This window comes from Blastomonas aquatica (assembly GCF_014639875.1).
Lineage (GTDB): Bacteria > Pseudomonadota > Alphaproteobacteria > Sphingomonadales > Sphingomonadaceae > Blastomonas > Blastomonas aquatica.
This window is the reverse complement of sequence record NZ_BMGD01000003.1, coordinates 315,583-341,111: the sequence shown is the minus strand read 5'-3', so window position 1 is coordinate 341,111 and position 25,529 is coordinate 315,583. Positions and strand designations below refer to the sequence as shown.

Below are 25,529 nucleotides of genomic sequence, written 5' to 3'. Positions count from 1 at the left end.
GCGATGTCCGGTTGCGAACCGAAACGGGGTTTTGCATCGATCGCAATGCCCTATATGCAGTGAAGCCGGGCGCCATTCCGCGCCATGTTTGCAACCGGACGACCCGCCATTTCCGATTCCGTCGCACCGCCTGCAAGCCTGACCCCTGCCCCACCCACAGAGGGGGACGGGAACGGGCAGGCGCGCGCAGTACCCGCAACCAAGGCCATCGGCACCGGCAAGTTCCTCACCGGCAGCCTGATGCGGCATGTCGCAGTGATGACATTGACCTCGTCGATCGGACTGCTGGCGCTGTTTCTGGTCGATTTCGCCGATCTATTCTTCATCTCGCAACTGGGCGACCCCTCGCTGACGGCGGGGATGGGCTTTGCCAGCACGCTGCTGTTCCTCAACTCCTCGCTGAACATCGGGCTGATGATCACGATCAGCGCGCTCGCCGCCCGGCGCATCGGAATGGGGCGCAGCGAGACAACGCGGGCGCTGCTGGGCGAAGTGCTGCTGCTGGGCATCGCGATGGCGGCGGTCATTGCGTTGCTCTTCTGGATATTCGCGCCGCAATGGGTCGAGCTGATGGGGGCAACCGGCAAGGCCAAGGACGCAGCGGTCACCTATATCCGCATTGTTGCCCCGTTCGGTCCGATCACGGTGATGGGCATGGTCTGTTCCGGGCTGCTGCGCGCCTATGGCGATGCGCGCCGCGCGATGAACACGACGCTGGCGATGGCGGCGGGTAACGCGATATTCGATCCGCTGCTGATGTTCGGCCTGGGCTGGGGTTTTGTGGGTGCGGCATGGGCCACCGTCATCTCGATCCTGCTGATGGCGATCACCGGCATCGTCCCGATTCTGCGGCACTATGGCGGCTTTGCCATTCCGACCCGCGAAAGCTTCGCGGCCAACCTGTTCGATATCCGCAAGATCATGGTTCCGGCGGTGTTGACCAATCTGGCGACGCCTGTTGGTGGCATTATCGCGTTCCGGCTGATCGCCGAATATGGCGAGGCGTCTGTCGCGAGCTATGCTGTGATCGGGCGGGTTATCCCGCTTGCGTTCTGCCTGCTGTTTTCACTGTCGGGATCGATCGGGCCAATCATCGGCCAGAATTACGGTGCTGGCCAACTCGACAGGGTCCGGGGAACACTCGATCGCGCAGTGCTGTTCGCTGCCGGTTTCACGCTGCTGATCTGGCCGATCCTGATTCTGGGCAGCGATACCATCGGCGCGGTCTTCGATCTGCCCTCAGGCGGGATGGACTTGATCCACGCCTTTGCCTGGGTCGTGGTCCCGCTGTTTTTTTTCAATGGCCTGCTTTTCATTGCCAACGCCAGCTTCAACAATCTTGACCGCGCGTCGTGGTCGACCTGGACCAACTGGGGTCGCAATACGCTGGGAGTGCTGCCCTTCGCTTATGTCGGCAGCGCGATGGGCGGAGCGCCTGGCGTGCTGATCGGACAGGCGATCGGCGGTGTGTTGTTTGGCCTTGGCGCCTACTGGCTGGTGCGCCACCGGCTGGCACAGCTGGCAAAAATATAGGTTAACCGGTTTTGAAGCTTTGCGGCTTGGCGCTATTCAGGCGTCCGTCCACAACTGCCTGCTGCGATCCCCACGCCATGACCCCGACCGATATGCCTGTCATTTCCGTGCTGATGAGCGTTTACAACGCAGAGCGGTACGTTGCCGAAGCAATACAGAGCATCCTGGGGCAGACCGAGGGGCGTTTCGAGTTCCTGATCGTCAACGATGGTTCGCGCGACGCCTCGGCATCGATCCTCGACCGCTATGCCGCTCAGGACAGCCGGATCCGCGTTATCCATCAGGAAAACCGTGGCCTCATCGCCAGCCTGAATCTGTTGCTGGAAGAAGCCCGTGCACCTTTGGTGGCGCGCATGGACAGCGATGACGTGTCGCGGCCCGAACGGTTTGCAGTGCAGCTCGCAGAAATGACTTCGCACCCGCAGATCGCGGTCCTGGGCAGCAACACCGACGAACTGGATGCCGATGGCGCGTTCTTTCCCTGCAGCGATTTTCACCCCGAGCAACCCGCCGATATCCGGGAAAGGTTGATGGTGGCCAGCGCGATGTGCCATCCATCGGTAATGATGCGCCGCGATGTCATCAGGGCGCTTGGAGGATATCGGGCGGCTTTCCGGCACTGCGAGGATTATGATTTGTGGCTTCGCGTCAGCGAACAGCACGATATGCGAAACCTTCGCCGACGGCTGTTTCTCTATCGGCGATCCCCCGATCAGGTCAGTGAGAAGCACATATTGGTTCAGGCGATCGGCGCGGCATGCGCGCGCTTCGCCGCGCATGAGCGCCGCGCAGGCCGACCCGATCCGTTCGAGGGCGCCACCAGTCTGCCATCACTCGATACCATAGATGCCACGCTGGGTACGACCGGGCTGGGCGCGCGGATGCGGCTGGAAGTCATCGACAGCATCAAATATTCACGTGATGCGATGACCGGGGGCGGGCTTGACCTGATGCACGCACATCTGCGCGAGGGCGGCACGAAGAATGGTTTCTGGCGGACTGCAGGACGCCTCGTGAAGCTGGGGCTGATCCCCCAGGCCATCACGCTGTCATACGGTCTCGTGCGCTACTGACCCTTGCACCGTTCGCCCTGTTTTACCGGCATTTCGGGGATGTTAATTCCTGTAAGGTGCCGTGTCCCGTCCCGAGACAGCGCAAAATGGCCGCAGATTTGGAAACGGAATTGCGCTAATGGCCAGGCATCGCCGGGGACACGCTGATCCCCTCCGCAGGATTCGCCGCGCCCCATGTTCATCCCCGCCTTCCGACCGAAGCGAGCCAGCGCCGCGATGGGGCTGCGCGAGTGGGTTGCATGGCTGTTGCTGGCACTGGTGGTTTCGCTGGCTGCATCCCAGATCGTGCGCGCGCAGCGCAGCAGCGACGATGCCACGGCATCGCAGTATCAACCCGATGGCGGCTTGCCGTTCGAGCGATCGGGCGAGAACTTTCCAGGCTCAGCCTTCTACTATCTCGATGACGCAGGATCGCTGGTGCTGCCATCGCCCGCGGGGATTACCGGGGATGCCGCAGGCGGACTGGCCAGTGGCGAGTTTGTTCGCGGCGTGACATTGCGAGGTTCGCCTGTCGATCAGGGCCGTGCGCTCCAGTGCCTCACAGCGGCGATCTATTATGAAGCCGCGATGGAACCCGACGCGGGCCAGCAGGCGGTCGCACAGGTAATCCTCAACCGGATGATGCACCCCAGCTATCCTGATACCGTGTGCGGCGTGGTCTATCAGGGGTCCGAACGCGTCAGCGGCTGCCAGTTCACTTTCAGCTGCGATGGTGCAATGGCGCGGGCACCCAGTCCCGTCTACTGGGCGCGTGCACGCGGTGTCGCGCAGCGGGCGCTGGCGGGCTATGTCTATCGTCCGGTCGGCACCGCGACGCATTACCACACCACCGAAGTATCACCCTATTGGGCACCCAGCCTGGACTTCATCGGCACCATCGGCGCGCACCGGTTCTATCGGTGGAAAGGGTCAGCCGGACGCAGCGCTGCGTTTGCCCGGCAATATATGGGCGCAGAGCCCTCCCCCGGACCCAAGCCGCGCGCAGCTTTCGTACAGGCAGGGTCAGCCGACCCACTTGATCCGCTGGTTCTGGCAAAGGCCTATGAGGCGGCGAGGTTGAAGGCCGAAGCCGAAAATGCCGTCACGCTCGAATCCGAGCGGCTCGGCCGAGCAATGCCTGCCGCCGCGACTACACTCACCGGAGCGCAGTCCCCGGTATATGCTCCCGATGTCGTCCAGCGCGGTGGTGATGCCGTCTTCCGTGGGTCCAAACTGCCCGATGACAGCCAAGTCCGGCCCGAGTACCGCAACAGCGGCCAATGGATCCGTCAGCCGGGCGCATAATCGCGCTGGAACCGGCCGGTCGCCGCATTCGCATGGCGGCCTTCGCGATCTGGTGCAGACCGCAATTCGTTTACACGTTAAGCATCTTGATGCACCCGGCTTGCCAAGCCAAGGTTAGGCTTTCCGCGCCTAACGTCGGTAATCGATTGATTAACTGCACCAGGCATTTGTACCAAAATGAGACTCTCCGCTTTGGGTTACGACCCTTTGCTGGGATCATCCCATAAACCATCCAATGATAAGCTTGGCATGATCGAAGGAGAGAAACCGCAATAAATTCAAACCGGTATACCGCTCGAATAGCCACATTCCAGCCCACCAAATTGCACCGTTCGCAGCTTGATCAAGCGGGCGAACTGCACGGCGAGAGCGCTGCATTCGATAGCCTCGAAACGAGGCAAATTTGCAGTTTGGTAACTATGTGTGCGGTATCGCGGTTTACGAGGAAGTAACCACATGCAGTCAGTCGCATCTCGTAACAGCAAGGAACCGGCCCGCCCGATGCGCATTTTGCTCATCTGGTCGCTGGTAACTGCCTTGCTGTTCGGATTGGCTGAGTTTGGCGAGCCGGTCGATGATCTGTTTCGCGCGATCCGCAACAAAGCCCGGGATCACGATGCCAGCGGTCAGGTCGTGGTGATCGGCATCGACAGCCTTGCCCAGCAACAGGTCGGAGACTGGCCCTGGTCTTCACAACGGTATGCCAGCATGATCGAACGGCTGTCACAGGCGGGCGTGCGCAGGATATTCTTCGACTTTCCGATCAACACCACCCCATCGGACCCCGGCTTGCCGCAACTGGTCGATGCCATGGCGGGGATGGAAGGGCATGTCTACATCGCGGCCAACTTTGCGCCAGAGGCCAACATGGCCAGACAATCCCAGCTGTTGCCGCCCGAAGCGCTGCGCAATGTCGCCGGGCTGGTCAACACCAACATCCGCACCAACGGTTTCAACACCGCCTGGAACATGCCTTACAGCAATAAGGTCAGCGCACTGGATATCCCCTCGATCGCATCGACGATTTCGGGCATCCGGGGCAAACCCGGAGAAGCGTTTCCGATCGATTATTCGATCCGCATGGACTCCCTGCCCTATTTCAGCGCTGCCCAGATTATCGACAGCCGCGAAAATCTGAATTCGTTGCGCGGACGCGATGTGATTATCGGTACCAACGCAACCGGTATCGGCAATCGCTATGCGGTTCCTGGCCACGGCCCTTCGGCCAGCGTCTTCGTCGCAGCCGTGGCCGCTGAAACACTGATCGCGGGCAAGCCCACCTGGTATGGCTGGTGGGTACCGTTCCTCGTCGCCTTTGTGACGTCTGCGCTGATGATGCGGGTTTCGCGGACCCAGCTGGTGCTGGGAATGATCGCGCTGCTGCCGGTCTGCGCTATCGGCCTGCCTTTGTTGCTCGAAAGCCTGGGCCGCTACACGCACATCATGCCCGCACTGATGCTGATGCTCGGTGCGATGGGACATCATGCCTGGAAACTGCACCGGCAGACGTTCGATGCCCGCGGCATGGTCAACGAGGTATCGGGCCAACCCAATCTCAACGCGTTGCGGCAGGCGGGGCTCGACAGCCAGGACGGCCTGGTCGCTGCACGTATCCACAACTACGCCGAAGCTGCCACGGCGCTTCCCGCTGCGGCGGAGAAGGAATTGGTCGAGCAGATCACCATGCGCCTTTCGCTCGGCAACGGCGGATGCAAGGTGTATCAGGGCGATGAAGGCATCTTCATGTGGCTGATGCCCGCCTCCAGCATCAACAATGTCGGCGATCAGCTGGCGGGGCTCAGCGCGATCTTCCGCAGCCCGGCCAATGTTTCGGGTCGTCTGGTTGATCTGAGCATTGCTTTTGGTGTCGATGCCGATCCAGGCCGTACCATCCAGAGCCGTATGTCGAGCGCGCTGCTGGCGTGCCAGGAAGCCCAGAACGCGGGCGAGCATTGGCGGGTTTATGATCCCACCAAGCTCGAAGCGACCGAATGGCGCGTGTCGATGCTGGGTGAACTCGACGCCGCAATCGACAATGGCGAGGTGTGGGTCGCGTTCCAGCCCAAGCTGGACCTGCTGTCGGGCGAGATTTGCGGCGCAGAGGCGCTGGTACGCTGGACGCATCCCGAAAAGGGGCCGATCAACCCCGAAGAGTTCATCACCGCCGCCGAACGCCACGACCGGATCGAGAAGCTGACCGACCATGTGCTGAACCGCGCAGTCCAGGTGGCGGCATCGCTCAACACTGCCGGCCGCCGTTTCGATATGGCGGTCAACCTGTCCCCCCGGCTGATCGGCCATGCCAACCTGAAGCCGATGGTCATCCAGACGCTGCGTCGCCATGGCCTGCCCGCCGAGCGGTTGATCCTGGAGATCACCGAAACCGCCGCGATGTCGAGTGCAGACGCGGCCATGCAGGAGCTCAGGGACCTGCGCAGCCTTGGCTTGCAGCTGTCGATCGACGATTACGGAACAGGCTTTTCGACACTCGATTATCTCAAGCGCTGCCCGGCCACCGAGCTCAAGATCGACCGCAGCTTCGTAAAAATGCTGGTCAGCAGCCGATCGGACCGGATCATGGTCAATTCCACGATCGAACTGGCGCACTCGCTGGGCGAGGAAGTGGTCGCAGAGGGCGTCGAGGACAATGAGACGCTGCATCTGCTCGCGCAGATGGGATGCGACAAGGCGCAAGGGTATCTGATCGGCAGGCCGATGCCGTTCGAGGCGCTGATCGATTATCTGGCGAACTACAGCCCGGCCAAAGCCGCCTGAGCCGCCTGAGCCGCTAGTCCTAAGCGGCCAACGGTCCCCGGGGCCATGGCCACCGGGGACCCTTGGTCCGCCTGGAGGCTGATCGTTAGCCGATCGACTGGCCGGTCTTGGCCCAATCGGCCATGAAGCCTTCGATGCCCTTGTCGGTCAGCACATGCTTGAACAGGTTGCGAATGACGGCGGGGGGCATCGTGGCGACATCTGCACCGATACGGGCCGATTCGAGCACGTGGATCGGGTGGCGAACCGAGGCGACGAGGATTTCGGTTTCGAACGCATAGTTGTCATAGATCAGGCGGATGTCTTCGATCAGCGCCATGCCGTCAAAGCCGTTGTCGTCATGCCGTCCGACGAAGGGCGAGATGAAGCTCGCGCCCGCCTTGGCTGCGAGCAATGCCTGGTTGGCGGAGAAGCACAAGGTCACGTTGACCAAAGTGCCGTCGTCGCTCAGCTTCTTGCAGGTCTTCAGGCCATCGATGGTCAACGGCACCTTGATCGCGACGTTGTCGGCGATCTTGCGAAGAATTTCGGCCTCCTTCATCATTGTCTCGTGATCGAGCGCGACGACCTCTGCCGACACGGGTCCTTCGACCAGCGCACAAATTTCCTTGGTGACTTCCAGGAAATTCAAGCCGGATTTGGCGATCAGCGAGGGGTTGGTGGTTACGCCATCGAGCAGCCCGGTGGCGGCCAGATCGGCGATTTCGGCGGTATCTGCGGTGTCGACGAAGAATTTCATGGCGGCTGGCTCCGGATGGCTGGTGGGGTGCGATTCGTGAGGTCGCTATAGCGCGGGCGGCGGGTGGGGTTAACCGAATAAGGGCAAACGCCTCTTCCCTCCCGCAAGCGGTAGGGGAGAGGCACGCTATACGCGCCGCACGACACCGCCTATGCAGGCCGCATCATGAATCGTGTCCGCGTCCTCCTGCTCAATGCCGCTGTCGGCCCGTTCGATTACAGCGTTCCTGTGGGCATGGATCTACCTTCGGGATCGGTGGTGCAGGTGCCGCTGGGGCCGCGGCGGATCGACGGGATCGTTTGGGACTCGAACACGCTCGATGCGCAGGAGGTCGAGGCCAGCCGGTTGCGTCCGGTCTCGGCGAGGCACGATCTCCCCCCCTTGTCCGCTCCCTTGCGCCGCCTGATCGACTGGACCGCCGATTATTATCTTGCTCCGGTGGCCGCAGTCGCGCGGATGGCGTTGCCCAGCGGGTCGCTGCTCGGACCAGGACGGGCGATCACCGAATACCGGCTGGGTGACACCCCCCCTGCCCGGATGACGCCGCAACGCCAGATCGCGTACCACAAGCTGCAAGGCGCGCAGGCCACAGTGCGCGAACTCGCAGCATTGGCGGGGGTTTCCGAAGGGGTGATCCGCTCACTGGTGAACTCGGGCGCGATGCGGGCTATCGAAGTTCCGGTCGGCCGCCCCTATCCACGCCCCAAGCCCGATCACATCACGCCTGCGCTCAACGATGAGCAGCAGGCCGCCGCAACGCGGATCGCACAGGCCGTGGCTGCGTCCGAACCGACACCGTTCCTGCTCGATGGCGTCACCGGATCGGGCAAGACCGAGGTGTATTTCGAGGCGGTGGCGCAGGCGCTCCGGCAAGACAAGCAGACGCTGCTGCTGCTCCCAGAGATCGCGCTGACCCAGCCGTTCCTCACCCGGATCGAGGCGCGGTTCGGTGCGACCCCGGTCGCCTGGCACTCAGGCCTCAAGCAGACCGAGCGGCGCCGGGCGTGGAATGCGATCATCAGCGGCGATGCGCGGATCATCGTCGGCGCGCGCTCGGCGCTGTTCCTGCCTTATGCCGATCTTGGCGTGATTATCGTCGATGAAGCGCACGAGACCAGCTTCAAGCAGGAGGACGGGGTGCGTTATAACGCGCGCGATGTCGCGGTGATGCGCGGGCTGTTCGAAGGGTGCCCGGTGGTGCTGTCAAGCGCCACGCCAGCGCTCGAAAGCCGCGTGATGGCCGAAGCGGGACGCTATGAGTCATTGGTGTTGACCCATCGTTACGGCGGCGCACAACTGCCGCGGATCGCACTGATCGATTTGACCGAGGACCCGCCGCCGCGCGGCCAGTGGATCGCGCCGCCGCTGCTTGCAGCGATGCGCGAACGGCTCGAGCGCGGCGAGCAGACCTTGCTGTTTCTCAACCGCCGTGGCTATGCGCCGCTGACATTGTGCCGCAACTGCGGGCATCGATTCAAATGCCCGAACTGCAGCGCGTGGATGGTCGATCACCGATTGTCCGGGCGGCTCGCCTGCCACCATTGCGGCCACGCCGAACCCTCGCCCAGCGCCTGCCCGGAATGCGGCGAGAGCGACTGCCTGGTCGCCTGCGGTCCCGGCGTCGAGCGGATCGCCGACGAGGTTGCAGCGATCTTCCCCGAAGCGCGGCGCGCGATCGTGACATCCGACACGATCTGGTCGCCCGACAAGGCGGCAGAGTTCGTTGCCGCGGTCGAGGCACACGCGATAGACATCATCATCGGCACGCAATTGGTGACCAAGGGTTATCACTTCCCCAATCTGACCCTGGTCGGGGTGATCGATGCCGATATCGGGCTGGAGGGCGGCGACCTGCGCGCGGGCGAGCGAACGTTCCAGCAGATCGCGCAGGTCTCGGGCCGCGCCGGTCGCGCCGCCAAGCCCGGCGAGGTGTTTCTGCAGACCCGCCACCCCGATGCACCGGTGATCGACGCGCTGGTGCAGGGTGACCGCGAGGCGTTCTACGCAGCCGAAACCCAGGCGCGGCGCGATGCCAACGTGCCACCCTTTGGCAGGCTGGCAGCGATCATCATTTCGTCAGAGGATCATGACGAGGCGCGCGATGCGGCGCGGCAGACCGGGGCGAACGCGCCCGAGCTCGATGGATTTGCGGTCTATGGCCCCGCGCCTGCGCCCTTGTCACTGCTGCGCGGACGCCACCGCTTCCGGTTGCTGGTTCACGCCCGTCGCAATGTCGAGATGCAGCGGATCATCCGCGAATGGCTCGACCCGCTGCGCTGGCCTCCGGGCGTACGGGTTGCGGTCGATGTCGATCCTTATAGCTTTGTGTGAGCGCCCCGCTATGAGATTGCGCCCATGAACCCGATGCGCCTTTTCGCCCTACTCGTCACCGCCTGCGCGGCTTTGCTGGCGGCCCCGCTTGCCGCCGATCCCAACGATATCCAGGCCGCAAGCCGATCGGTCGTGCGCGTGGTGCTGGTCGCCGAAGAGGACGGCGAGACGTTCTATGTCGGGCATGGCAGCGGCTTTGCGGTTGCGCCCGACAAGATCGTTACCAATGCGCATCTGGTTGCGCCGATGCGCGAGGATGCTTCCATCCGCATCGGCATCATCCCGTCAGAAGGCACCACCACCTATGGCGGCAGGATAGTCGCAATATCGGTTCGCAACGATCTCGCGCTGATCGAGGTCGAAAAGGGCCGCCTGCCCAGCCTGGCGTTGATCGCGACCCCGCTGGACGATGGCGCGCAGGTGATGGCGATTGGCTATCCCGCCGCGGTCGATCGCGCGCAGGGGCTGGACGCACGCGAGACGGTCGCGCCGATGGCTCCGGTGAAGACGCCGGGGGTGATCTCCGGCGGCCGCACGACACGCGATTTTGATACCATCCTGCACACCGCCGCGCTCGCCAAAGGGAACAGCGGCGGTCCGCTGGTCGACCTGTGCGGCCGTGTCGCGGGGGTCAACAGCTTCGGCTCGCTGTCGGATGGCAATGATGCCGAATACGGCTTTGCGGTCTCCAACCGCGAACTGTTCAGCTTTCTGCGCTCGGCCAAGGTCGAGTATAGGCTGGCCGATACGCCGTGCCGGTCGGTCGCAGAGCTTTCCGCCGAAGAGCGCGCCCGCGCAGCCCAGGCCGCAGACGATGCGCGCGACCGCCAGCTGTCTGAACGCGCCGAGCGCCGCGATCTGGAAGGAAATGCGCTGCGCGAAGCCGAACACGCGATTATCGCCGCGCGTGAAAATCACATCGCCTTTGTCGCATTGATGCTGGTGCTGGCAGGAATGGCCGGTGGGGCGACCTTCGTCCTGCACGAACGCGGTGACATGGAAAAGCGCAAGATCGCAGCAGGCATCGGCGGTGCCCTGGTGCTGGCGGCGGCCCTCGGCCTGGCGCTGCGCCCGAGCTTTGACGGTGCCGAGGACATGGCCATCGCCGCTCTCAAGACCGAGCTCGGCAAGGCGGATGCTGCTCAGGGTCCCACCGATGGAACCTATATGTGCCGGATCGTCCCCGAGCGCAGCCGCATCACCGGAGCCAGCCCGCCACCGGTCGAGATTGGATGGTCATCCAGCGGATGCGTCAACGACCGCACGCAATATGGCCGCGATGCCGATGGCTGGACCCGCGTGTTTGTCCCCAATGAAGACCAGTCGGTATCGATCAACCGGTTCGACCCCGAATCCCGCGAGTTCCGCACCGAGAATTTCCAGCTGGGGCTGACCGCGATGGAGAACGCACGCAAGATCAGGGCACGGTATTCGAACAACGCCTGCACCACCGACCCGGATGCGATGGCCGATCTTGAAGATATGCAAAAGGCGTTGCGCCAAGCGCTGCCTGCCCAGCCCAACGAGGTGCTGGTGTATTCGTGCACCGCCAAGCCTGCGCTGGAGGATTAGCCGTGCGCTACTCCGCCTCGCGCTTCAAAAGTTCGGTCTTGATCGCCAGGCCATAGGCATATCCGCCCAAGGTGCCGTCGGTGCGCAATGCGCGGTGACAGGGGATCAGCACCGCGACCGGGTTCGCCCCGCAGGCAGACCCCACCGCGCGCACCGCTTTGGGTTTACCGATGCTGGCAGCGATCTGGGCATAGCTGCGGGTTTCGCCCGCCGGGATGTCCGACAGCGCCTTCCACACCGATTCCTGGAATGCCGTCCCGCGGACATCGAGCGGAATTGCAGCACCGGTCGCGGGCGTCTCGATGCTTGCGAGCACGCCAGCAAGCAAGTCTGCCGCATCCCCCTGTGATTGGATCACCGTTGCAAAGGGAAAGCGCATCGCCAGTGTTTCGGGCTCTTCCTGGAACGACAGGCGACAGACACCCTTGTCGGTCCACGCAACAAGCAGTTGACCAAGACTCGTGGCAGCCTGCGTCCAGTATATCTCCACCCCCGCCCCGCCATTCTTCCATGCCGAAGGATCCATTCCGATCCGTCCTTTCATTGATTTATAGAACCGCGAGGGCGCGCTGAACCCGGCCTCATAAATTGCATCGACGACGCGGACGTTCCCGGTCAGCGCCTCGCGCGCGCGCTCCTCGCGCAATGCGCGAGCATAGGCTGCGGGTGACAGCCCGGTGTGCCGGGTGAACAGCCGCTGGAAATGCGCAGGCGAATAACCGCATTCTGCCGCCAGTGCTGCCAATGCCAGCGGTTCTTCGCTCGCACCGATCGCATTGATCGCAGCCAGCACCGCTGTCTCGGCGCGTGCAACGTCATCGGGCAGGCAGCGCTTGCAGGCACGCAGGCCAGCATCGCGCGCCGCAGAGCCATCCGCAAAGAACCGCACATTGCCGGGCGCAGGATGCCGCGCCGCGCACGATGGGCGGCAGTAGATCCCCGTGGTCAGCACCCCCGTGACGAAGCGCCCGTCGAAACTGCGATCGCGACGAAGCACGGCATTCCAAGCGGTGGTGTCGTCGATCATGCTGTCCATCGTCCTGCCCTATCGGCCGCAGGCAATGCAGCGGCTGATCGGTCATAGGCGATGGTGGGGCGGCGGAACAACAGGGGGGGCGGCATCGGGCATCTCCTCAAGCAGGCGGGCCCGGTGATTAGCGGTTCTGCATGCCAGAGGCGTCCCGGATCATGCGGTCAAACTTGCGCGCCTCAGGCCGAGCGAACCGCCTGCGCCAACTGTTGCATCTGTGCGCGCAGTTCCTGCGACTGGCGCGCAACGTCCTCAGCGGTCTGGCTGAGCGCATCGGCGGACAGGTTGGCGCGCGAGGATTTCTCCTTGAGCTCGGTCATCTGCGCAACCACCTGCTGGCTGCCGCAAAGCACCACGCGGATGGCGTCAAGAATGTCACTGCTTGCGCGGTACTGGTCGGACACCGCGTGATCGATCCGGTCGGCGTTCTGGCGGACCATATCGACATGACCATCGACCGAGACGATCGCGCCAGAAACATCGCGGGTCATGCTGGCGATGCTGCCCAGGCGCTGTTCGACCGAGGCGGCAGCGTTCTGCGTCTGGTTGGCCAGATTCTTCACTTCCTGCGCCACCACCGCAAAGCCGCGTCCTGCCTCGCCCGCCCGTGCCGCCTCGATCGTGGCGTTGAGCGCGAGCAGATTGGTCTGTTTGGCGATGTGGGTGATCAGCGAGAGGATATCGGAGATTTCGCCGGCGACCGCTTGTAGCTGATCGGCGGTTTCGCGGCTCGAGCGGCTGGCGCTGTGCGCGTCATAAATATTGCGCGTGCTGTCTGCGACCAATTCACGCACCTCGCCCCCGGTCTGCTGCAGGCGCCGACCATGCTTGTCGATCGCCTGCATGGATTGAGCCGACTGATTCGCATTGTCTGCGATAAACAGGCTGTAGTCCTGTGTCTGCGATGCGTTGCGTTTCATCATCTGGGCCCCTTCACGCATCCCGACCGCCGCCTGCGCGAGATTATCGGAAAGCTCGGACAATCGCGCCTCGTGGCTCTCGAACAGGCGATCGAGTTCGAGCGCGCGGCGGGCGCGCTCCTGTTGCCGGTCGATCTGTTCGCGCTGCAACTGCATCTGAACTGCCTGGCGCTCCTTCTCGGCCTTGAGCGCGCGATCGGCCTTGACGTGCGAGCGGTGGATTGCCCGAGCAATGACCCCGATCTCGTCGCGGCGCCGCAAGCCGAGGCGTTTCGGGCTGATCGCGTTCTGCTTATCGGGCAGCGCGTACTGCCCCAGAGCCGTCAACGGCATCAGAAAATCGCGATTGGTGTATCGGATACACCAGTGCACGAACAACCCGGCGGCCAGCATCAGAAGCGCTGAAAACGCCAATGCAACGATATAGACCGTACGCAGAAACGCCAGCTGCACCACCGCCCGCTGGCGCATCGCATCGATCGCATTCTGGCTGGTCACCAGCATCGGATCGAGCCCGCGATGCAGATCGTTTGAGATGAAATAATCCATCTCGTCGATCGCCTTTCTTTCCAGCAAACCTCGCAATTTGGTTTTAGCAGCGTCGGCGGTCCTCCGGTTGCGTCTCAGTTCAGCCATCAGCGGCTTGAACTCGGTGGCGAATTCGCTCGCCTCGAGCCTGTCCCAGTTGCGGTTGATCTTGCGTTCCAGCGCATTGAGGGCGCTCAGCCCGCTTTCGGGCGGCATCACATCCGATTCCACCTTGCTGGATATTGCCAGTGATTCCCGATACCCATCGATCACGGCCTGCATCTGCATTGTCGGCTGAATACGCCCCGTAATTAGATGCCCAGTGGTATATTGAGTCACCGCGACGACGCCGATCGCGCCTGCCGCGAGCAACGCCAGCAAACCCAGCATGAACGTCAAGCTCAGCCGCACCTTGGCATGGATGCTGAGCCCCGCAAGCTGACTGAGGAATTCAATGCGCTTGATCGCGATTTTCGACATAAATTGTAGCGATTCCGTTGAATGCGTGGCGACCGTTGTTGTGCGCCGCAAAATGCCCGATCGGTCCCAAGATTTGGTAAACAAGTGTTTCACCAAAATGTCGCAAACCGTCCCGATTGAGCGGGTGCAGGCATCGGTCCGCGATATTTACCGCTGTCTTGCAATGCAACATGATGAGTGCTAACCGCCGCGCCGACAGGTGGGTGAGGCCTAGGGGCTTCCCAACATAGCCTGCAGCACTTACATCACGGCAAGGGAAAGCATTCGCGTGGACATTTCCGGCGGGATACAGGCCAGTCTGGCAGGGCGTTACGCTTCAGCCCTTTTTTCGCTGGCGCGCGACGACAAGCAGCTCGCCGAAGTGGAAGCAAGCGTGGCGACGCTGCGTGCAGCATTGAGCGAATCAGCTGACTTCATGGCGATGACCAAGAGCCAGACGATCAGCCGCGCAGCTGCCGAAAAGGTGGTCGAGGCGCTGTCTACCACACTCAAGCTCGACGCGATGACCGGCAACCTGCTGGGCGTCCTCGCCCACAACCGCCGCCTGGGTCAGCTCGCCAATGTCCTTGCGGCGTTCGACGCACTGGTTGCCGCCCATCGCGGCGAAGTCACCGCCGAAGTCACCTCCGCATTTCCGCTGACGGAAATGCAGATCGATGAAATCCGCAAGCAGCTGAAGGACCGTGCCGGTCACAGCATCAAGATCACCGCCAGGGTCGATCCGTCCATCCTGGGCGGCCTGATTGTCCGCATGGGCAGCCAGATGATTGACTCCAGCATCAAGACTCGTCTCAACACGCTCAGCCAAGCGATGAAAGGCTAACATTCTCATGGACATTCGTGCCGCAGAAATCTCCAAGGTTATCAAGGATCAGATCGCCAATTTTGGCACGGATGCGCAAGTATCCGAAGTGGGCAGCGTGCTCAGCGTCGGCGATGGTATCGCCCGCATCCATGGTCTGGACAACGTCCAGGCCGGCGAAATGGTCGAATTCTCTAACGGTGTGCAGGGCATGGCCCTCAACCTCGAAGCCGACAATGTCGGCGTCGTGATCTTCGGCTCGGATGCCGAGATCAAGGAAGGCGATGTCGTCAAGCGCACCGGGACCATCGTAGACGTCCCCGTCGGCAAGGGACTGCTCGGCCGCGTCGTTGACGGTCTGGGCAACCCGATCGATGGCAAAGGTCCGATCGTCGCCGAAAAGCGCATGCGCGTCGAAACCAAGGCACCGGGCATCATCCCGCGCACCTCGGTGCACGAACCTGTGCAGACCGGCCTCAAGGCAATCGACGCACTCGTTCCCGTCGGCCGTGGCCAGCGCGAGCTGATCATCGGTGACCGTCAGACCGGCAAGACCGCCGTCGCGATCGACACCTTCATCAACCAGAAGCAAGCGAACGCCGGCGACGATGAAGGCAAGAAGCTTTACTGCATTTATGTCGCCATCGGCCAGAAGCGCTCGACGGTGGCACAGATCGTCCGTCAGCTCGAAGAATCGGGCGCGATGGAATACACCATCGTCGTTGCCGCGACCGCTTCGGAGCCCGCTCCGCTGCAGTTCCTGGCACCGTACACCGGCTGCACCATGGGCGAATATTTCCGCGACAACGGCATGCACGCGCTGATCGTCTATGATGATCTTTCCAAGCAGGCCGTTGCCTATCGTCAGATGTCGCTGCTGCTGCGCCGTCCTCCGGGCCGTGAAGCGTATCCCGGCGACGTGTTCTATCTGCACTCACGTCTGCTCGAACGCGCCGCGAAGATGAACGAAGCCAATGGCTCGGGCTCGCTGACCGCGCTGCCGATCATCGAAACCCAGGCGGGCGACGTTTCGGCTTACATCCCGACCAACGTGATCTCGATCACCGACGGGCAGATCTTCCTTGAAACCAACCTGTTCTATCAGGGCATCCGTCCGGCGATCAACGTCGGCCTGTCGGTGTCGCGCGTGGGATCGGCTGCGCAGACCAAGGCGATGAAGAAGGTTTCGGGCTCGATCAAGCTCGAGCTGGCGCAGTATCGCGAAATGGCTGCGTTCGCGCAGTTCGGATCGGACCTCGATGCCTCTACCCAGAAGCTGCTCAACCGCGGTGCGCGTCTGACCGAACTGCTCAAGCAGGCCCAGTACAGCCCGCTGCCGTTCGAAGAACAGACCGCGTCGATCTTTGCCGGCACCAACGGCTATCTCGACAGCATCCCGGTCAACCGTGTCACCGAATACGAAGCCGCAATGCTCAGCTTCCTGCGCACGGACCATGCCGACCTGCTCGGCACGATCCGCAGCACCAAGGATCTGGGTGACGAAGCCAAGGCCAGCCTCAGGGCTGCGCTCGATAGCTTCGCGAAGACGTTTGCATAATGCCGGTCCCCTGTGCAGGCAGGGGTCCATCTCCCGCCAGTTGTGCGGGGTGACACGGCAGGAGATGGCCCCCCGCCTTCGCTGGGGAGACCGAACAGGGTTTGAAGTTAGGACACCATGGCCAGTCTGAAAGAACTCAAGGGCCGGATCGCCTCGGTCAAATCGACCCAGAAGATCACCAAGGCCAAGCAGATGGTGGCATCCGCCAAGCTCCGCAAGGCGCAAGCGGCGGCTGAGGCTGCGCGTCCTTATGCCCATCGCCTTGAGCGGGTGATGGCGTCGCTGGGTTCCAAGGTCGCGATCAGCGATTCAAGCCCGAAGCTGCTTGCGGGAACCGGCAAGGACCAGGTCCACTTGATCATCGTCGCCTCGTCGGACCGTGGCCTGTGCGGCGCGTTCAATTCCAACATCGTCAAGGCTGCGCGCGTCAAGGCGCGCGAGCTGGAAGCCGCAGGAAAAACCGTCCGGTTTTATCTGGTTGGCCGCAAGGGCCGTGCGGTGATCGTGCGCGAATATCCCAAGCAGGTCGATGGCTATTTTGACACCACTGCGCTTCGGAGCCAGGGATTTGCCGAAGCACAGTCGATCGCAGCCGAATTGATCGCCATGTACGAACGCGGCCAGTTCGACGTGGCGCACCTGTTCTATTCCAAGTTCCGCTCGGCACTGGTTCAGGAACCCGTCGGCAAGCAGATCATTCCGGTGGCGATCCCCACCGGCGATGCTCCTGCGACCAATGCAGCGATGGAATACGAGCCCGATGAGGAAGAAATCCTCACCGAGCTACTGCCGCGCAATGTAACCATCCAGATCTTCGGTGCGCTGCTGGAGAACGCGGCATCCGAGCAGGGTGCATCGATGACCGCGATGGACAACGCGACGCGCAATGCGGGCGAGCTGATCAACGATCTCACGATCGTCTACAACCGCACCCGGCAGGCGGCGATCACCACCGAGCTCATCGAAATCATTGCAGGCGCTGAGGCTCTGTAATGATCGCGTTGGCTTCATTGGTATTTGCATTGGCGACTATGACGACTCAGTCCGCACCAGGGGTGAGTGATGTTCCGGCCACGGCAGTTGCAGAAAAAAAGCAGGAAGTTGCGGTCACGGTTCGGCTTGAGGTTGATGAAAAGGGCTCTGTCGCCAAATGCGAAGTCGTTGATACCGATGCTCCCAAGGAGCTTGCAGACACCGTTTGTCCGATTTTTTCGACCAAGGCCAAGTTTACACCAGCAGTAGACAATAATGGCAGTCCGCAAGCCGCGACAGTGACCCAGACCGTAAAATTCGTCGTTAAAGATTAGATTTCGAAAGCAGGAAACAGCTCATGGCAACCACCAACAATATCGGCAAGATCAGCCAGATCATCGGCGCTGTCGTCGATGTGACCTTCGAAGACAACCTGCCCGCGATTCTGAACGCGCTGGTGACCGACAACAACGGCAACCGTCTGGTGCTCGAAGTCGCGCAGCATCTGGGCGAAAACACCGTTCGCACGATCGCCATGGACGGCACTGACGGTCTGACGCGCGGTCAGGTCGTCACCGATACCGGGGCGCAGATCACGATGCCTGTCGGCCCCGAAACGCTTGGCCGTATCCTGAACGTCGTCGGCGAGCCGATCGACGAGCGCGGACCTGTCAATGCCAAGAACTTCGCGCCGATCCATGCCAAGGCACCGGCCTTCGTCGACCAGTCGACCGAGACCGCCATTCTGGTGACGGGCATCAAGGTGATCGACCTGATCGCGCCTTACGCCAAGGGCGGCAAGATCGGCCTGTTCGGCGGTGCCGGAGTGGGCAAGACCGTTCTCATTCAGGAACTGATCAACAACATCGCCAAGGGCCATGGCGGCACCTCGGTGTTCGCAGGTGTGGGTGAACGCACCCGTGAAGGCAACGATCTGTATCACGAATTCCTCGACGCAGGCGTTATCGCCAAGGATGCCGATGGTAATCCGACCAGCGAAGGTTCCAAGGTTGCGCTGGTGTTCGGCCAGATGAACGAGCCTCCGGGTGCGCGCGCACGCGTAGCCCTGTCGGGCCTGACCATCGCGGAATATTTCCGCGATCAGGAAGGTCAGGACGTGCTGTTCTTCGTCGACAACATCTTCCGCTTTACCCAGGCGGGTTCGGAAGTGTCGGCACTGCTGGGCCGTATTCCTTCGGCCGTGGGCTATCAGCCAACGCTGTCAACCGACATGGGCGCGCTGCAGGAGCGCATCACCTCGACCAACAAGGGCTCGATCACGTCGGTGCAGGCCATCTACGTTCCCGCAGATGACTTGACCGACCCTGCCCCTGCCACCTCGTTCGCTCACCTTGATGCGACGACCACGCTGAACCGCGCGATCTCGGAACTGGGCATCTATCCCGCCGTGGATCCGCTCGATTCGACCAGCCGCGTGCTGACCGCGGCCGTCGTCGGCCAGGAGCATTACGACACCGCCCGCCGCGTCCAGGAAACCCTGCAGAAGTACAAGTCGCTGCAGGACATCATTGCCATTCTGGGAATGGATGAGCTGTCGGAAGAGGACAAGCTGACCGTTGCGCGCGCGCGCAAGATCCAGAAGTTCCTGTCGCAGCCTTTCCACGTCGCCGAAGTCTTCACCGGCATTCCCGGCAAGTTCGTCGCCATCGAAGATACCGTCCGCTCGTTCAAGGCGGTGGTCGACGGCGAATACGATCACCTGCCCGAAGCAGCCTTCTACATGGTTGGCGGCATCGACGAGGCCATCGAAAAGGCCAAGACGCTCGCTGAAGCGGCTTAATCGAACAAACTGCCCTCTCCCCATTTAGGGGAGAGGGCATTGAGGAATTCTGAAATGGCACTGCAGTTTGAGCTCGTAACCCCTGAGAAGCTGGTCCGCTCCGAAGCGGTGCACATGGTTGTCGTGCCCGGCAGCGAAGGCGAGTTCGGCGTGCTCGAAGGCCATACTCCGCTGATGTCGACCATGCGCAACGGCTTGGTGATGATCTACAAGACCGACGGCGCGCAGCCTGAGACGATCGCCATCGAAGGCGGCTTTGCCGAAGTCAACGAACGGGGTCTCACGATCCTTGCCGAGCGCGTAATCGGTTGAACCTGAGCACAGGCCGGCGGCATTATGCCGCCATACCCTGTGAGCTAACGGGCACTGCGCCCCGCGCCTTAATCCCCGTGTCTTTTGCGCGCCATGATCCCGCCGCGCTTGCGGATCGATCCTGGCATCCATTTGGCCGCGAACGCCAGCTTTCGGGCCGTCGGGCCAACATAGCTGTGGACGTTCTTGGCATCGTGCACGGCATTCCACGCCGCTTCTGCAACGATCGCAACCGGAGCGATCTCAAGCCCTGCGGCGGTCACGCTGTCGCGGCTTGACTGGTTGGTCCGGGCCACGGGTCCATCGAGCAGCGGGGTATCGATGAAGCTGGGCAGCAGCGCACGGACGCGGATGTTGTCGGGGCCCCATTCGATATCGAGCGCTTCGGAAAGCCCACGCACCGCGAACTTGGTCGCCGAATAGACCGACAACCCCGCCGAGCCATAGATCCCGCTGGCCGACGACGTATTGAGCAGGCAGGATCCTGGGGTAGCCTTGAGATATTTGTGGCCGATGTGCGCGCCGTAGACGACGCCCTTGAAATTGATGTCGATCAGCTTCTCGATGTCGTCTTCGGTATGCTCTTCGAGCAATCCACCGATACCGACACCCGCATTGTTGAACAGCACGTGCAGCTTCCCGCCCGTTTTCTCCGCAAAAGCTTCGAGCGCAGTGGTCCACTGCTGGCGGCTGCGAACATCGAGCATATGCGTCGACGTCATACCGGGCGGTAGCATCGCGGCGGTCTCTTCCATGCCCTTCATGTTGACATCGGCGAGCCCGACGAACCAGCCGCGCTGCGCAAAATGCTTTGCTACCTCGCGCCCGATTCCCGATGCGCCGCCGGTGATGAAGATGGTTTTGGTGTCGGTCATTGGGTCAGGCCTCCCCTTGTTCTGGCGCCCCGTTTTCCGATGTCGCTTGGGACAGACGGATGCGGTGTTTGGTTGCCGACGCTAAGCCGCCGCATACCCCTACGCAAGTGGCTAGCCAGCGCAGCAAACCGCCGCCTATAAGCTTCCTTGCATGGCCCCCACTGCTCCCTTTCCTTCCACCCTCTGCGCACATGGCCCTGCCGTAGCGTTCGAGGGTGTCAGCAAGCATTATGGCAGTGTCGTCGCTATCGATGCGGTGAGCGCGACTATTTTGCCGGGCACTTTCGTTGCCATTGTCGGATCGTCGGGATCGGGCAAATCCACGCTGGTCAAGGCGGTCAACCGCCTGGTCGAGCCCGATGCCGGATCGGTGCGAATCGATGGCCAGGATGTGCTCGAACGCGAACAGCACGAATTGCGCCGCTCGATCGGGTACGTGTTCCAGAACATCGGCCTGTTTCCGCACATGAACGTGGCACAGAATATCGGCATCGGGTCCCGCATCGCGAGCCGCAAACCGTTGCCCGACGACCAGGTCGCTGCGCTGCTCGATCTGGTGGATCTGCCCCGCGATTTCGCTACCCGGTTGCCCGAGCAGCTCTCTGGCGGGCAGCAGCAGCGGGTCGGGGTCGCCCGAGCGCTGGCGGGGGAGCCCGGGCTTATGCTGATGGACGAACCCTTCGGCGCGCTGGATCCGGTCACCCGCGAAGCACTGGGCGAACAGTATCGCGCGCTGCATGAACGGCTGGGCCTGACCACCATCATGGTAACGCATGACATGGCCGAAGCCCTGCTGTTTGCCGATCGGATCTGGGTGATGGCCAGCGGGCGCATCGTCGCGGATGCCAGCCCCGCCGAAATGATCGCCGGCCAGTGCGGACCGGAAGCCGAAGCGCTGGTCGCGGTGCCAAGGCTGCAGGCCGACCGGATAACCGCGATGCGAAACATGCAACCTCAGCCATGAACCAGGGATTGTTCAACCAGGACTGGCCCCGCATCCTCGACCTGCTTGCCCAGCACGTCCAACTGAGCTTTGCCGCGCTTGGACTGGGTCTGCTCGTCGCGCTGCCGCTGGCGATCCTCTCGGCTCGCAACCGCACCGTGGCCGGCGTGACCCTGGGATTTGCCGGCCTGATCCAGACCATCCCCGCACTGGCGCTGCTTGCCCTGTTCTTCCCGCTGTTGCTCGCACTGTCTGCCGTCTTCGGCGATGCGATCTCGCCGCTGGGCTTTCTGCCCTCGCTGCTTGCGCTAGCGCTGTATGCGTTGCTGCCGATCCTGCGAAACGCAATTACCGGTCTCAGATCGGTCGAGCCCGCGATGGTCGAGGCCGCAGATGGGGTCGGCATGACAAGCCTGCAGAAGCTGTGGCTGGTCGAGGCGCCGCTGGCGTCCCCGACAATCATGGCCGGTGTGCGCACCGCTGCGGTGTGGACGATCGGAGCTGCAACCCTGTCGACCACCGTGGGCCAGCCCAGCCTGGGCGATCTGATCTTTGCCGGGCTGCAGACGCAGAACTGGTCGCTGGTCCTTGCCGGATGTATTGCCGCTGCATTGCTGGCGATCAGCGTCGATCTGCTGCTGGGGGTGATCGAAAGCGGAATCCGATGGCGCAAGCACCTGCGCATCTGGCTGGCGGGAGTTGCTCTGGCAGCAGGGCTCGCGCTCGCTCTATGGCCTGCGCCGTCGCCCGACCGGCCCGTGGTGACCATCGGTGCCAAGCGCTTTTCAGAGCAATATGTGCTCGCCCGGCTGATTGGACGGCGGCTCGAGGCAGCGGGATACGAAGTGCGCTATCGCGAAGGACTGGGGAGTGCGGTGGTATTCCGCGCACTTGCAACCGATGAAGTTCAGGTCCTTGTCGATTATGCCGGAACGATCTGGACCAACGAGATGCAACGCCAGGACCCCGAGCCGCGCGCCGACATGCTCGCCGAGATTACCCGCTGGACCAACGCGCAGCATGGCGTCCGGGTGGTCGGACCGCTGGGCTTTGAAAACACTTACGCCTTTGCCGTTCGCCCCGACGATGCCAAGCGCCTGGGCCTGCGCACGCTCGATGACGTGGTGCGCGTTGCCCCGCAATTCGTCTTCGGCACCGATGTCGAGTTTCTGGAGCGGCCCGAATGGCAGATGGTGCAGGCTGCCTACCCGCTGCGTTTCAAGGGCAGGCGGTCATTCGAGCCAACCTTCATGTACCGCGCGCTGTCCCTCGGGGAAGCGGATATCATCTCGGCGTTTTCGTCTGATGGCAGGATCGCCGCCAACCGATTTGTCGTGCTGGATGATCCCAGGGGCGCGATCCCGCCATATGATGCGATCCTGATGGTCAGCCGGTCAGCCGCCCGCGACGCGCGATTGGTCGAGGCGCTCGAACCGCTGGTGGGCGCAATCGCTGTGGAAAAAATGCGTGAGGCCAATTATCGCGTCGATAGGGACGACAACAAGCAAAGTCCGGCTGATTCGGCCGCGTGGCTCGATCGGATGCTCCGCACGCCATCCCAAGGAAAGACCCCATGATGCTCAAGCGACTGCTGCTCACCTTTCTGATCGTCCCGCTGCTCGGCTGGGCCAATGTCGCCCATGCACGGGTCACCATCACCTTCTACAGCCACGAGCTGGGCAGCCAGTTCCCCCACGCTTTCGCAACGTTGAAAGGCAAGGTCGATTCCACTGGAGAAGTGGTCGACACCAATGTCGGGTTCACCGCGACCAGCACCGGGCCGAGCATTCTGTTTGGCTGGGTTCAGGGCGAAATCCATGTGGCCAAGCCCAAATACATCGCCAATTCCAACGCGCATTTCACGTATGAACTGACCGATGCCGAGTATCGCTCGGTGATGGCAGTGACCGACAAATGGCGCAACAAAAAGCAGAAGAGCTATAATCTCAACACCGCTAACTGCGTGCACTTTATCGGCGATGTAGCGACGGCGGCGGGCCTCAAGGTCAACCCAGAAAGCAAATACTTCAAAAAGCCGACCAGCTTCCTCAAGGAAGTAACCGCGTTGAGCCGCGAACGGCTGGCCAGTGGCCGCGTCCTGTTCAAGGGCTGACGATCAACCCCTGCACTATAGCGCGGCGTTGTTGTAGCAATGCCAGGTGAGAATGGCGATCGCGCCGCGGTGCGGTGACCAAGGCTCGGCAAGCGCACGGGTCTGCTTCTCAGACGGCCGCTCGCCAAGCGCGAGGATCCGCTCGATCCCGACCTGCACTGCAAGATCACCCGCAGGCCAGATGTCGCGCCGCCCCTCGGCGAACAGCAGGTAGATTTCCGCAGACCAACGCCCGATGCCCTTGATCCGCACCAGCTCGGCTATCGCGGCCTCGTCATCGGCGGGCAGGTTTTCCAGATCGAGCGCACCGGACATCACCAGCTCGGCGAGCGAGCGGGCATAGCCCTGTTTCTGCCGCGACATGCCACAGGCGCGTAGCGCATCGAAATCTGCCGCGATCAGCGCATCAGGGGCACACCCCTCACCCAGCGCCGCTTCGAGCTTGTTCCACACCGACGCCGCCGAAGCGACGCTGACCTGCTGGCCGACGATGGTCCGCAGCAACGTCGCGTAACCCCGTGAGCGAATGCGAGGTTCGGGGTAGCCTGCAATTTCAAGCGCGCGGGCGATGGCGGGTTCATGCGCTGCGACGGCATCAAGCCCCTCGCCCAGCTGCTCGGCGGTCAATCCCATAACTGCAGTCCCTCTCACATCCGCCGCTTGCATTCGGGCGCCCGGTTGATCATAGCAGCGACGTTTGCGGGGGCTATAGCCTCGCTCATAATCTTGGGGAGTTTCCATGCCAAAGCTGATCGTCGTCAACCGCGCCGGAGAAGAAAGCACCATCGAGGCCGATACCGGTCTGTCGGTGATGGAAGCGATCCGCGACAATGGCTTGGACGAGCTGCTGGCGCTGTGCGGCGGATGCTGCTCGTGCGCAACCTGCCATGTCCATGTCGATGCCGACTGGACCGACAAGCTGCCCCCGGTCAGCGCGGATGAGGACGACCTGCTCGACAGTTCGGATCACCGCAATGCGACCTCGCGGCTGTCGTGCCAGATTCAGATGACCGCAGCGCTCGATGGCCTCAAGGTCGCCATCGCACCTGAAGATTGATCAGATCCCGCCGGGCGTGACCTCGCGCCCGGTGGCTTCCAGCGCCGACGTCAGCGCCAAGGCGCAGGCATCAAGCCGCACCTGATCGGTCGAGCGGATGACGAAATTCGCGCCCACCCGGCCTTCGCGGAAAAACGGATAGCTGCCGATCTGGCAGCCTTCGTGTGCACGTTCGGTGCTGCCGAGAAGATCGGCGACTTCGCTTTCGGCGACCCAGCACCCTAGCGTCACCGACAGCAGCGGCAGCCCGCCCTCGAGCGTTCCGGTCAGCGCATCGAGCATGCCCGCGGTGATATGCGGAACGCCCGCCATCAGGAACAGATTGCCAATGCGGATGCCCGGGGCGCCCGACATGCGGTTTTCGATCAGTTCAGCGCCATCGGGTACCCGCGCCATCCGCAGCCTCCCTTCGGTCAGTCCGCCGCGGGTCGCGTAATAGCCATCGAGCATCGCCCTTGCGACGGGATGGATCACGACATCGACCTCGAGCGCCTGCGCGATCGCATCGACGGTGATGTCGTCATGCGTCGGACCGATGCCGCCGGTGGTGAACAGATAGTCGTTGCGCGCACGCAGCAGGTTCACCGCTTCGACGATCGCGTCCATGTCGTCGGCGACAACGCGGACTTCCTTGAGCCTTATCCCCTGCACGTTCAGCCAGGTTGCCACCTGCGCGACGTTCTTGTCCTGGGTGCGGCCAGAGAGAATCTCATCGCCGATCACGATCAGCGCGGCGGTCCAGATGCGGGGGGTTTGGGCGGGGGCGTCTGCTGTCATCCGCCGGTGTTTAGCGCGTGGCGTGGAGCGCGCAAGCGGTTCGTTGGCGGCGGA

22 protein-coding genes are annotated in these 25,529 nt (G+C 62.5%); 16 read left to right on the top strand and 6 right to left on the bottom strand.

Going from position 1 to position 25,529, the window contains the following annotated elements; genetic code table 11:
• Positions 1-84 precede the first annotated feature (84 nt).
• The 4 genes from IEW00_RS09650 to IEW00_RS09635 all read left to right on the top strand — a co-directional run bounded on the left by IEW00_RS09650 (position 85) and on the right by IEW00_RS09635 (position 6,665).
• A complete protein-coding gene (locus tag IEW00_RS09650; RefSeq protein ID WP_188514190.1) occupies positions 85-1,533 on the top strand; it encodes an MATE family efflux transporter in 1,449 nt (482 codons plus the stop codon).
• A gap of 77 nt (positions 1,534-1,610) precedes the next feature.
• A complete protein-coding gene (locus IEW00_RS09645) occupies positions 1,611-2,606 on the top strand; it encodes a glycosyltransferase (protein ID WP_229736932.1) in 996 nt (331 codons plus the stop codon).
• Positions 2,607-2,780: 174 nt separating this feature from the next.
• Positions 2,781-3,890, top strand: coding sequence for a cell wall hydrolase (locus tag IEW00_RS09640; RefSeq protein ID WP_229736931.1), 1,110 nt, complete (start codon positions 2,781-2,783; stop codon positions 3,888-3,890).
• A gap of 501 nt (positions 3,891-4,391) precedes the next feature.
• Positions 4,392-6,665 carry an EAL domain-containing protein gene (locus IEW00_RS09635; RefSeq protein WP_188514189.1) on the top strand — a complete coding sequence of 758 codons (2,274 nt, stop codon included), beginning with the start codon at positions 4,392-4,394 and terminating at the stop codon, positions 6,663-6,665.
• 85 nt (positions 6,666-6,750) lie between these two features.
• On the opposite strand, the gene fsa is transcribed toward IEW00_RS09635, so the two are convergent.
• The gene (gene fsa, locus IEW00_RS09630; protein WP_188514188.1) at positions 6,751-7,404 is read right to left on the bottom strand and encodes a fructose-6-phosphate aldolase; all 654 of its coding nucleotides are present in this window, start codon (positions 7,402-7,404) and stop codon (positions 6,751-6,753) included.
• 165 nt (positions 7,405-7,569) lie between these two features.
• Between fsa and IEW00_RS09625 the strand changes: the two genes are divergently transcribed.
• Both IEW00_RS09625 and IEW00_RS09620 read left to right on the top strand, forming a co-directional pair.
• The gene (locus IEW00_RS09625) at positions 7,570-9,735 is read left to right on the top strand and encodes a primosomal protein N' (protein ID WP_188514187.1); all 2,166 of its coding nucleotides are present in this window, start codon (positions 7,570-7,572) and stop codon (positions 9,733-9,735) included.
• Between the two features lie 33 nt (positions 9,736-9,768).
• Positions 9,769-11,307: a S1C family serine protease gene (locus IEW00_RS09620; protein WP_188514186.1), complete on the top strand. Its 1,539-nt coding sequence runs from the start codon at positions 9,769-9,771 to the stop codon at positions 11,305-11,307.
• 7 nt (positions 11,308-11,314) lie between these two features.
• Here the strand turns inward: IEW00_RS09620 and IEW00_RS09615 are convergent, their stop codons facing one another.
• The gene (locus tag IEW00_RS09615) at positions 11,315-12,334 is read right to left on the bottom strand and encodes a bifunctional transcriptional activator/DNA repair enzyme AdaA (protein WP_188514185.1); all 1,020 of its coding nucleotides are present in this window, start codon (positions 12,332-12,334) and stop codon (positions 11,315-11,317) included.
• Positions 12,335-12,516: 182 nt separating this feature from the next.
• Complete coding sequence (locus tag IEW00_RS09610) at positions 12,517-14,265, bottom strand: methyl-accepting chemotaxis protein (RefSeq protein WP_188514184.1); 1,749 nt, start codon at positions 14,263-14,265, stop codon at positions 12,517-12,519.
• A 268-nt stretch (positions 14,266-14,533) separates the two neighbouring features.
• Between IEW00_RS09610 and IEW00_RS09605 the strand changes: the two genes are divergently transcribed.
• From IEW00_RS09605 to IEW00_RS09580, 6 genes are all read left to right on the top strand, one after another.
• Entirely contained in the window at positions 14,534-15,088 is a 555-nt protein-coding gene (locus IEW00_RS09605) for a F0F1 ATP synthase subunit delta (RefSeq protein ID WP_188514183.1), read from the top strand.
• Positions 15,089-15,095: 7 nt separating this feature from the next.
• Positions 15,096-16,625, top strand: coding sequence for a F0F1 ATP synthase subunit alpha (gene atpA, locus IEW00_RS09600; protein WP_188514182.1), 1,530 nt, complete (start codon positions 15,096-15,098; stop codon positions 16,623-16,625).
• A gap of 117 nt (positions 16,626-16,742) precedes the next feature.
• Entirely contained in the window at positions 16,743-17,618 is an 876-nt protein-coding gene (locus IEW00_RS09595; protein WP_188514181.1) for a F0F1 ATP synthase subunit gamma, read from the top strand.
• A complete protein-coding gene (locus IEW00_RS09590; protein WP_188514180.1) occupies positions 17,618-17,932 on the top strand; it encodes an energy transducer TonB in 315 nt (104 codons plus the stop codon). The genes IEW00_RS09595 and IEW00_RS09590 overlap by 1 nt, the downstream gene beginning before the upstream one ends.
• A gap of 23 nt (positions 17,933-17,955) precedes the next feature.
• The gene (gene atpD / locus IEW00_RS09585) at positions 17,956-19,398 is read left to right on the top strand and encodes a F0F1 ATP synthase subunit beta (protein ID WP_188514179.1); all 1,443 of its coding nucleotides are present in this window, start codon (positions 17,956-17,958) and stop codon (positions 19,396-19,398) included.
• A 54-nt stretch (positions 19,399-19,452) separates the two neighbouring features.
• Complete coding sequence (locus tag IEW00_RS09580; protein ID WP_188514178.1) at positions 19,453-19,710, top strand: ATP synthase F1 subunit epsilon; 258 nt, start codon at positions 19,453-19,455, stop codon at positions 19,708-19,710.
• Positions 19,711-19,778: 68 nt separating this feature from the next.
• Here IEW00_RS09580 and IEW00_RS09575 read toward each other — a convergent pair whose 3' ends face one another.
• Positions 19,779-20,585, bottom strand: coding sequence for an SDR family oxidoreductase (locus tag IEW00_RS09575; protein ID WP_188514177.1), 807 nt, complete (start codon positions 20,583-20,585; stop codon positions 19,779-19,781).
• Between the two features lie 151 nt (positions 20,586-20,736).
• On the opposite strand from IEW00_RS09575, the gene IEW00_RS09570 reads away from it, so the two are divergent.
• The 3 genes from IEW00_RS09570 to IEW00_RS09560 are packed head-to-tail and all read left to right on the top strand — an operon-like array spanning position 20,737 to position 23,641.
• Positions 20,737-21,549: an ATP-binding cassette domain-containing protein gene (locus IEW00_RS09570; RefSeq protein ID WP_188514176.1), complete on the top strand. Its 813-nt coding sequence runs from the start codon at positions 20,737-20,739 to the stop codon at positions 21,547-21,549.
• Positions 21,546-23,105, top strand: coding sequence for an ABC transporter permease/substrate-binding protein (locus IEW00_RS09565; protein ID WP_188514175.1), 1,560 nt, complete (start codon positions 21,546-21,548; stop codon positions 23,103-23,105). Before IEW00_RS09570 ends, IEW00_RS09565 begins: the two co-directional genes overlap by 4 nt.
• A complete protein-coding gene (locus IEW00_RS09560; protein ID WP_188514174.1) occupies positions 23,102-23,641 on the top strand; it encodes a hypothetical protein in 540 nt (179 codons plus the stop codon). The genes IEW00_RS09565 and IEW00_RS09560 overlap by 4 nt, the downstream gene beginning before the upstream one ends.
• Before the next feature lie 15 nt (positions 23,642-23,656).
• Here IEW00_RS09560 and IEW00_RS09555 read toward each other — a convergent pair whose 3' ends face one another.
• Positions 23,657-24,274, bottom strand: a complete 618-nt coding sequence (locus IEW00_RS09555; protein WP_188514173.1) for a DNA-3-methyladenine glycosylase family protein — start codon at positions 24,272-24,274, stop codon at positions 23,657-23,659.
• 106 nt (positions 24,275-24,380) lie between these two features.
• On the opposite strand from IEW00_RS09555, the gene IEW00_RS09550 reads away from it, so the two are divergent.
• On the top strand, positions 24,381-24,698 hold the full coding sequence (locus IEW00_RS09550) for a 2Fe-2S iron-sulfur cluster-binding protein (protein WP_188514172.1): 318 nt from the start codon (positions 24,381-24,383) through the stop codon (positions 24,696-24,698).
• Here IEW00_RS09550 and IEW00_RS09545 read toward each other — a convergent pair whose 3' ends face one another.
• A complete protein-coding gene (locus IEW00_RS09545; RefSeq protein ID WP_188514171.1) occupies positions 24,699-25,475 on the bottom strand; it encodes a competence/damage-inducible protein A in 777 nt (258 codons plus the stop codon). It lies immediately after the preceding gene.
• Positions 25,476-25,529: the final 54 nt, after the last annotated feature.

What these genes read in the sequence shown, in the direction of transcription:
- fsa (WP_188514188.1), bottom strand. Translation starts at nt 7,404, where the DNA reads ATGAAATTCTTCGTCGACACCGCAGATACCGCCGAAATCGCCGATCTG.
- IEW00_RS09575 (WP_188514177.1), bottom strand. Translation starts at nt 20,585, where the DNA reads ATGACCGACACCAAAACCATCTTCATCACCGGCGGCGCATCGGGAATC.
- IEW00_RS09615 (WP_188514185.1), bottom strand. Translation starts at nt 12,334, where the DNA reads ATGATCGACGACACCACCGCTTGGAATGCCGTGCTTCGTCGCGATCGC.
- IEW00_RS09640 (WP_229736931.1), top strand. Translation starts at nt 2,781, where the DNA reads ATGTTCATCCCCGCCTTCCGACCGAAGCGAGCCAGCGCCGCGATGGGG.
- IEW00_RS09545 (WP_188514171.1), bottom strand. Translation starts at nt 25,475, where the DNA reads ATGACAGCAGACGCCCCCGCCCAAACCCCCCGCATCTGGACCGCCGCG.
- IEW00_RS09645 (WP_229736932.1), top strand. Translation starts at nt 1,611, where the DNA reads ATGACCCCGACCGATATGCCTGTCATTTCCGTGCTGATGAGCGTTTAC.
- IEW00_RS09565 (WP_188514175.1), top strand. Translation starts at nt 21,546, where the DNA reads ATGAACCAGGGATTGTTCAACCAGGACTGGCCCCGCATCCTCGACCTG.
- IEW00_RS09550 (WP_188514172.1), top strand. Translation starts at nt 24,381, where the DNA reads ATGCCAAAGCTGATCGTCGTCAACCGCGCCGGAGAAGAAAGCACCATC.
- IEW00_RS09555 (WP_188514173.1), bottom strand. Translation starts at nt 24,274, where the DNA reads ATGGGATTGACCGCCGAGCAGCTGGGCGAGGGGCTTGATGCCGTCGCA.
- IEW00_RS09580 (WP_188514178.1), top strand. Translation starts at nt 19,453, where the DNA reads ATGGCACTGCAGTTTGAGCTCGTAACCCCTGAGAAGCTGGTCCGCTCC.
- atpA (WP_188514182.1), top strand. Translation starts at nt 15,096, where the DNA reads ATGGACATTCGTGCCGCAGAAATCTCCAAGGTTATCAAGGATCAGATC.
- IEW00_RS09595 (WP_188514181.1), top strand. Translation starts at nt 16,743, where the DNA reads ATGGCCAGTCTGAAAGAACTCAAGGGCCGGATCGCCTCGGTCAAATCG.
- IEW00_RS09620 (WP_188514186.1), top strand. Translation starts at nt 9,769, where the DNA reads ATGCGCCTTTTCGCCCTACTCGTCACCGCCTGCGCGGCTTTGCTGGCG.
- IEW00_RS09590 (WP_188514180.1), top strand. Translation starts at nt 17,618, where the DNA reads ATGATCGCGTTGGCTTCATTGGTATTTGCATTGGCGACTATGACGACT.
- IEW00_RS09625 (WP_188514187.1), top strand. Translation starts at nt 7,570, where the DNA reads ATGAATCGTGTCCGCGTCCTCCTGCTCAATGCCGCTGTCGGCCCGTTC.
- IEW00_RS09635 (WP_188514189.1), top strand. Translation starts at nt 4,392, where the DNA reads ATGCGCATTTTGCTCATCTGGTCGCTGGTAACTGCCTTGCTGTTCGGA.
- IEW00_RS09610 (WP_188514184.1), bottom strand. Translation starts at nt 14,265, where the DNA reads ATGTCGAAAATCGCGATCAAGCGCATTGAATTCCTCAGTCAGCTTGCG.
- IEW00_RS09570 (WP_188514176.1), top strand. Translation starts at nt 20,737, where the DNA reads ATGGCCCCCACTGCTCCCTTTCCTTCCACCCTCTGCGCACATGGCCCT.
- atpD (WP_188514179.1), top strand. Translation starts at nt 17,956, where the DNA reads ATGGCAACCACCAACAATATCGGCAAGATCAGCCAGATCATCGGCGCT.
- IEW00_RS09650 (WP_188514190.1), top strand. Translation starts at nt 85, where the DNA reads ATGTTTGCAACCGGACGACCCGCCATTTCCGATTCCGTCGCACCGCCT.
- IEW00_RS09560 (WP_188514174.1), top strand. Translation starts at nt 23,102, where the DNA reads ATGATGCTCAAGCGACTGCTGCTCACCTTTCTGATCGTCCCGCTGCTC.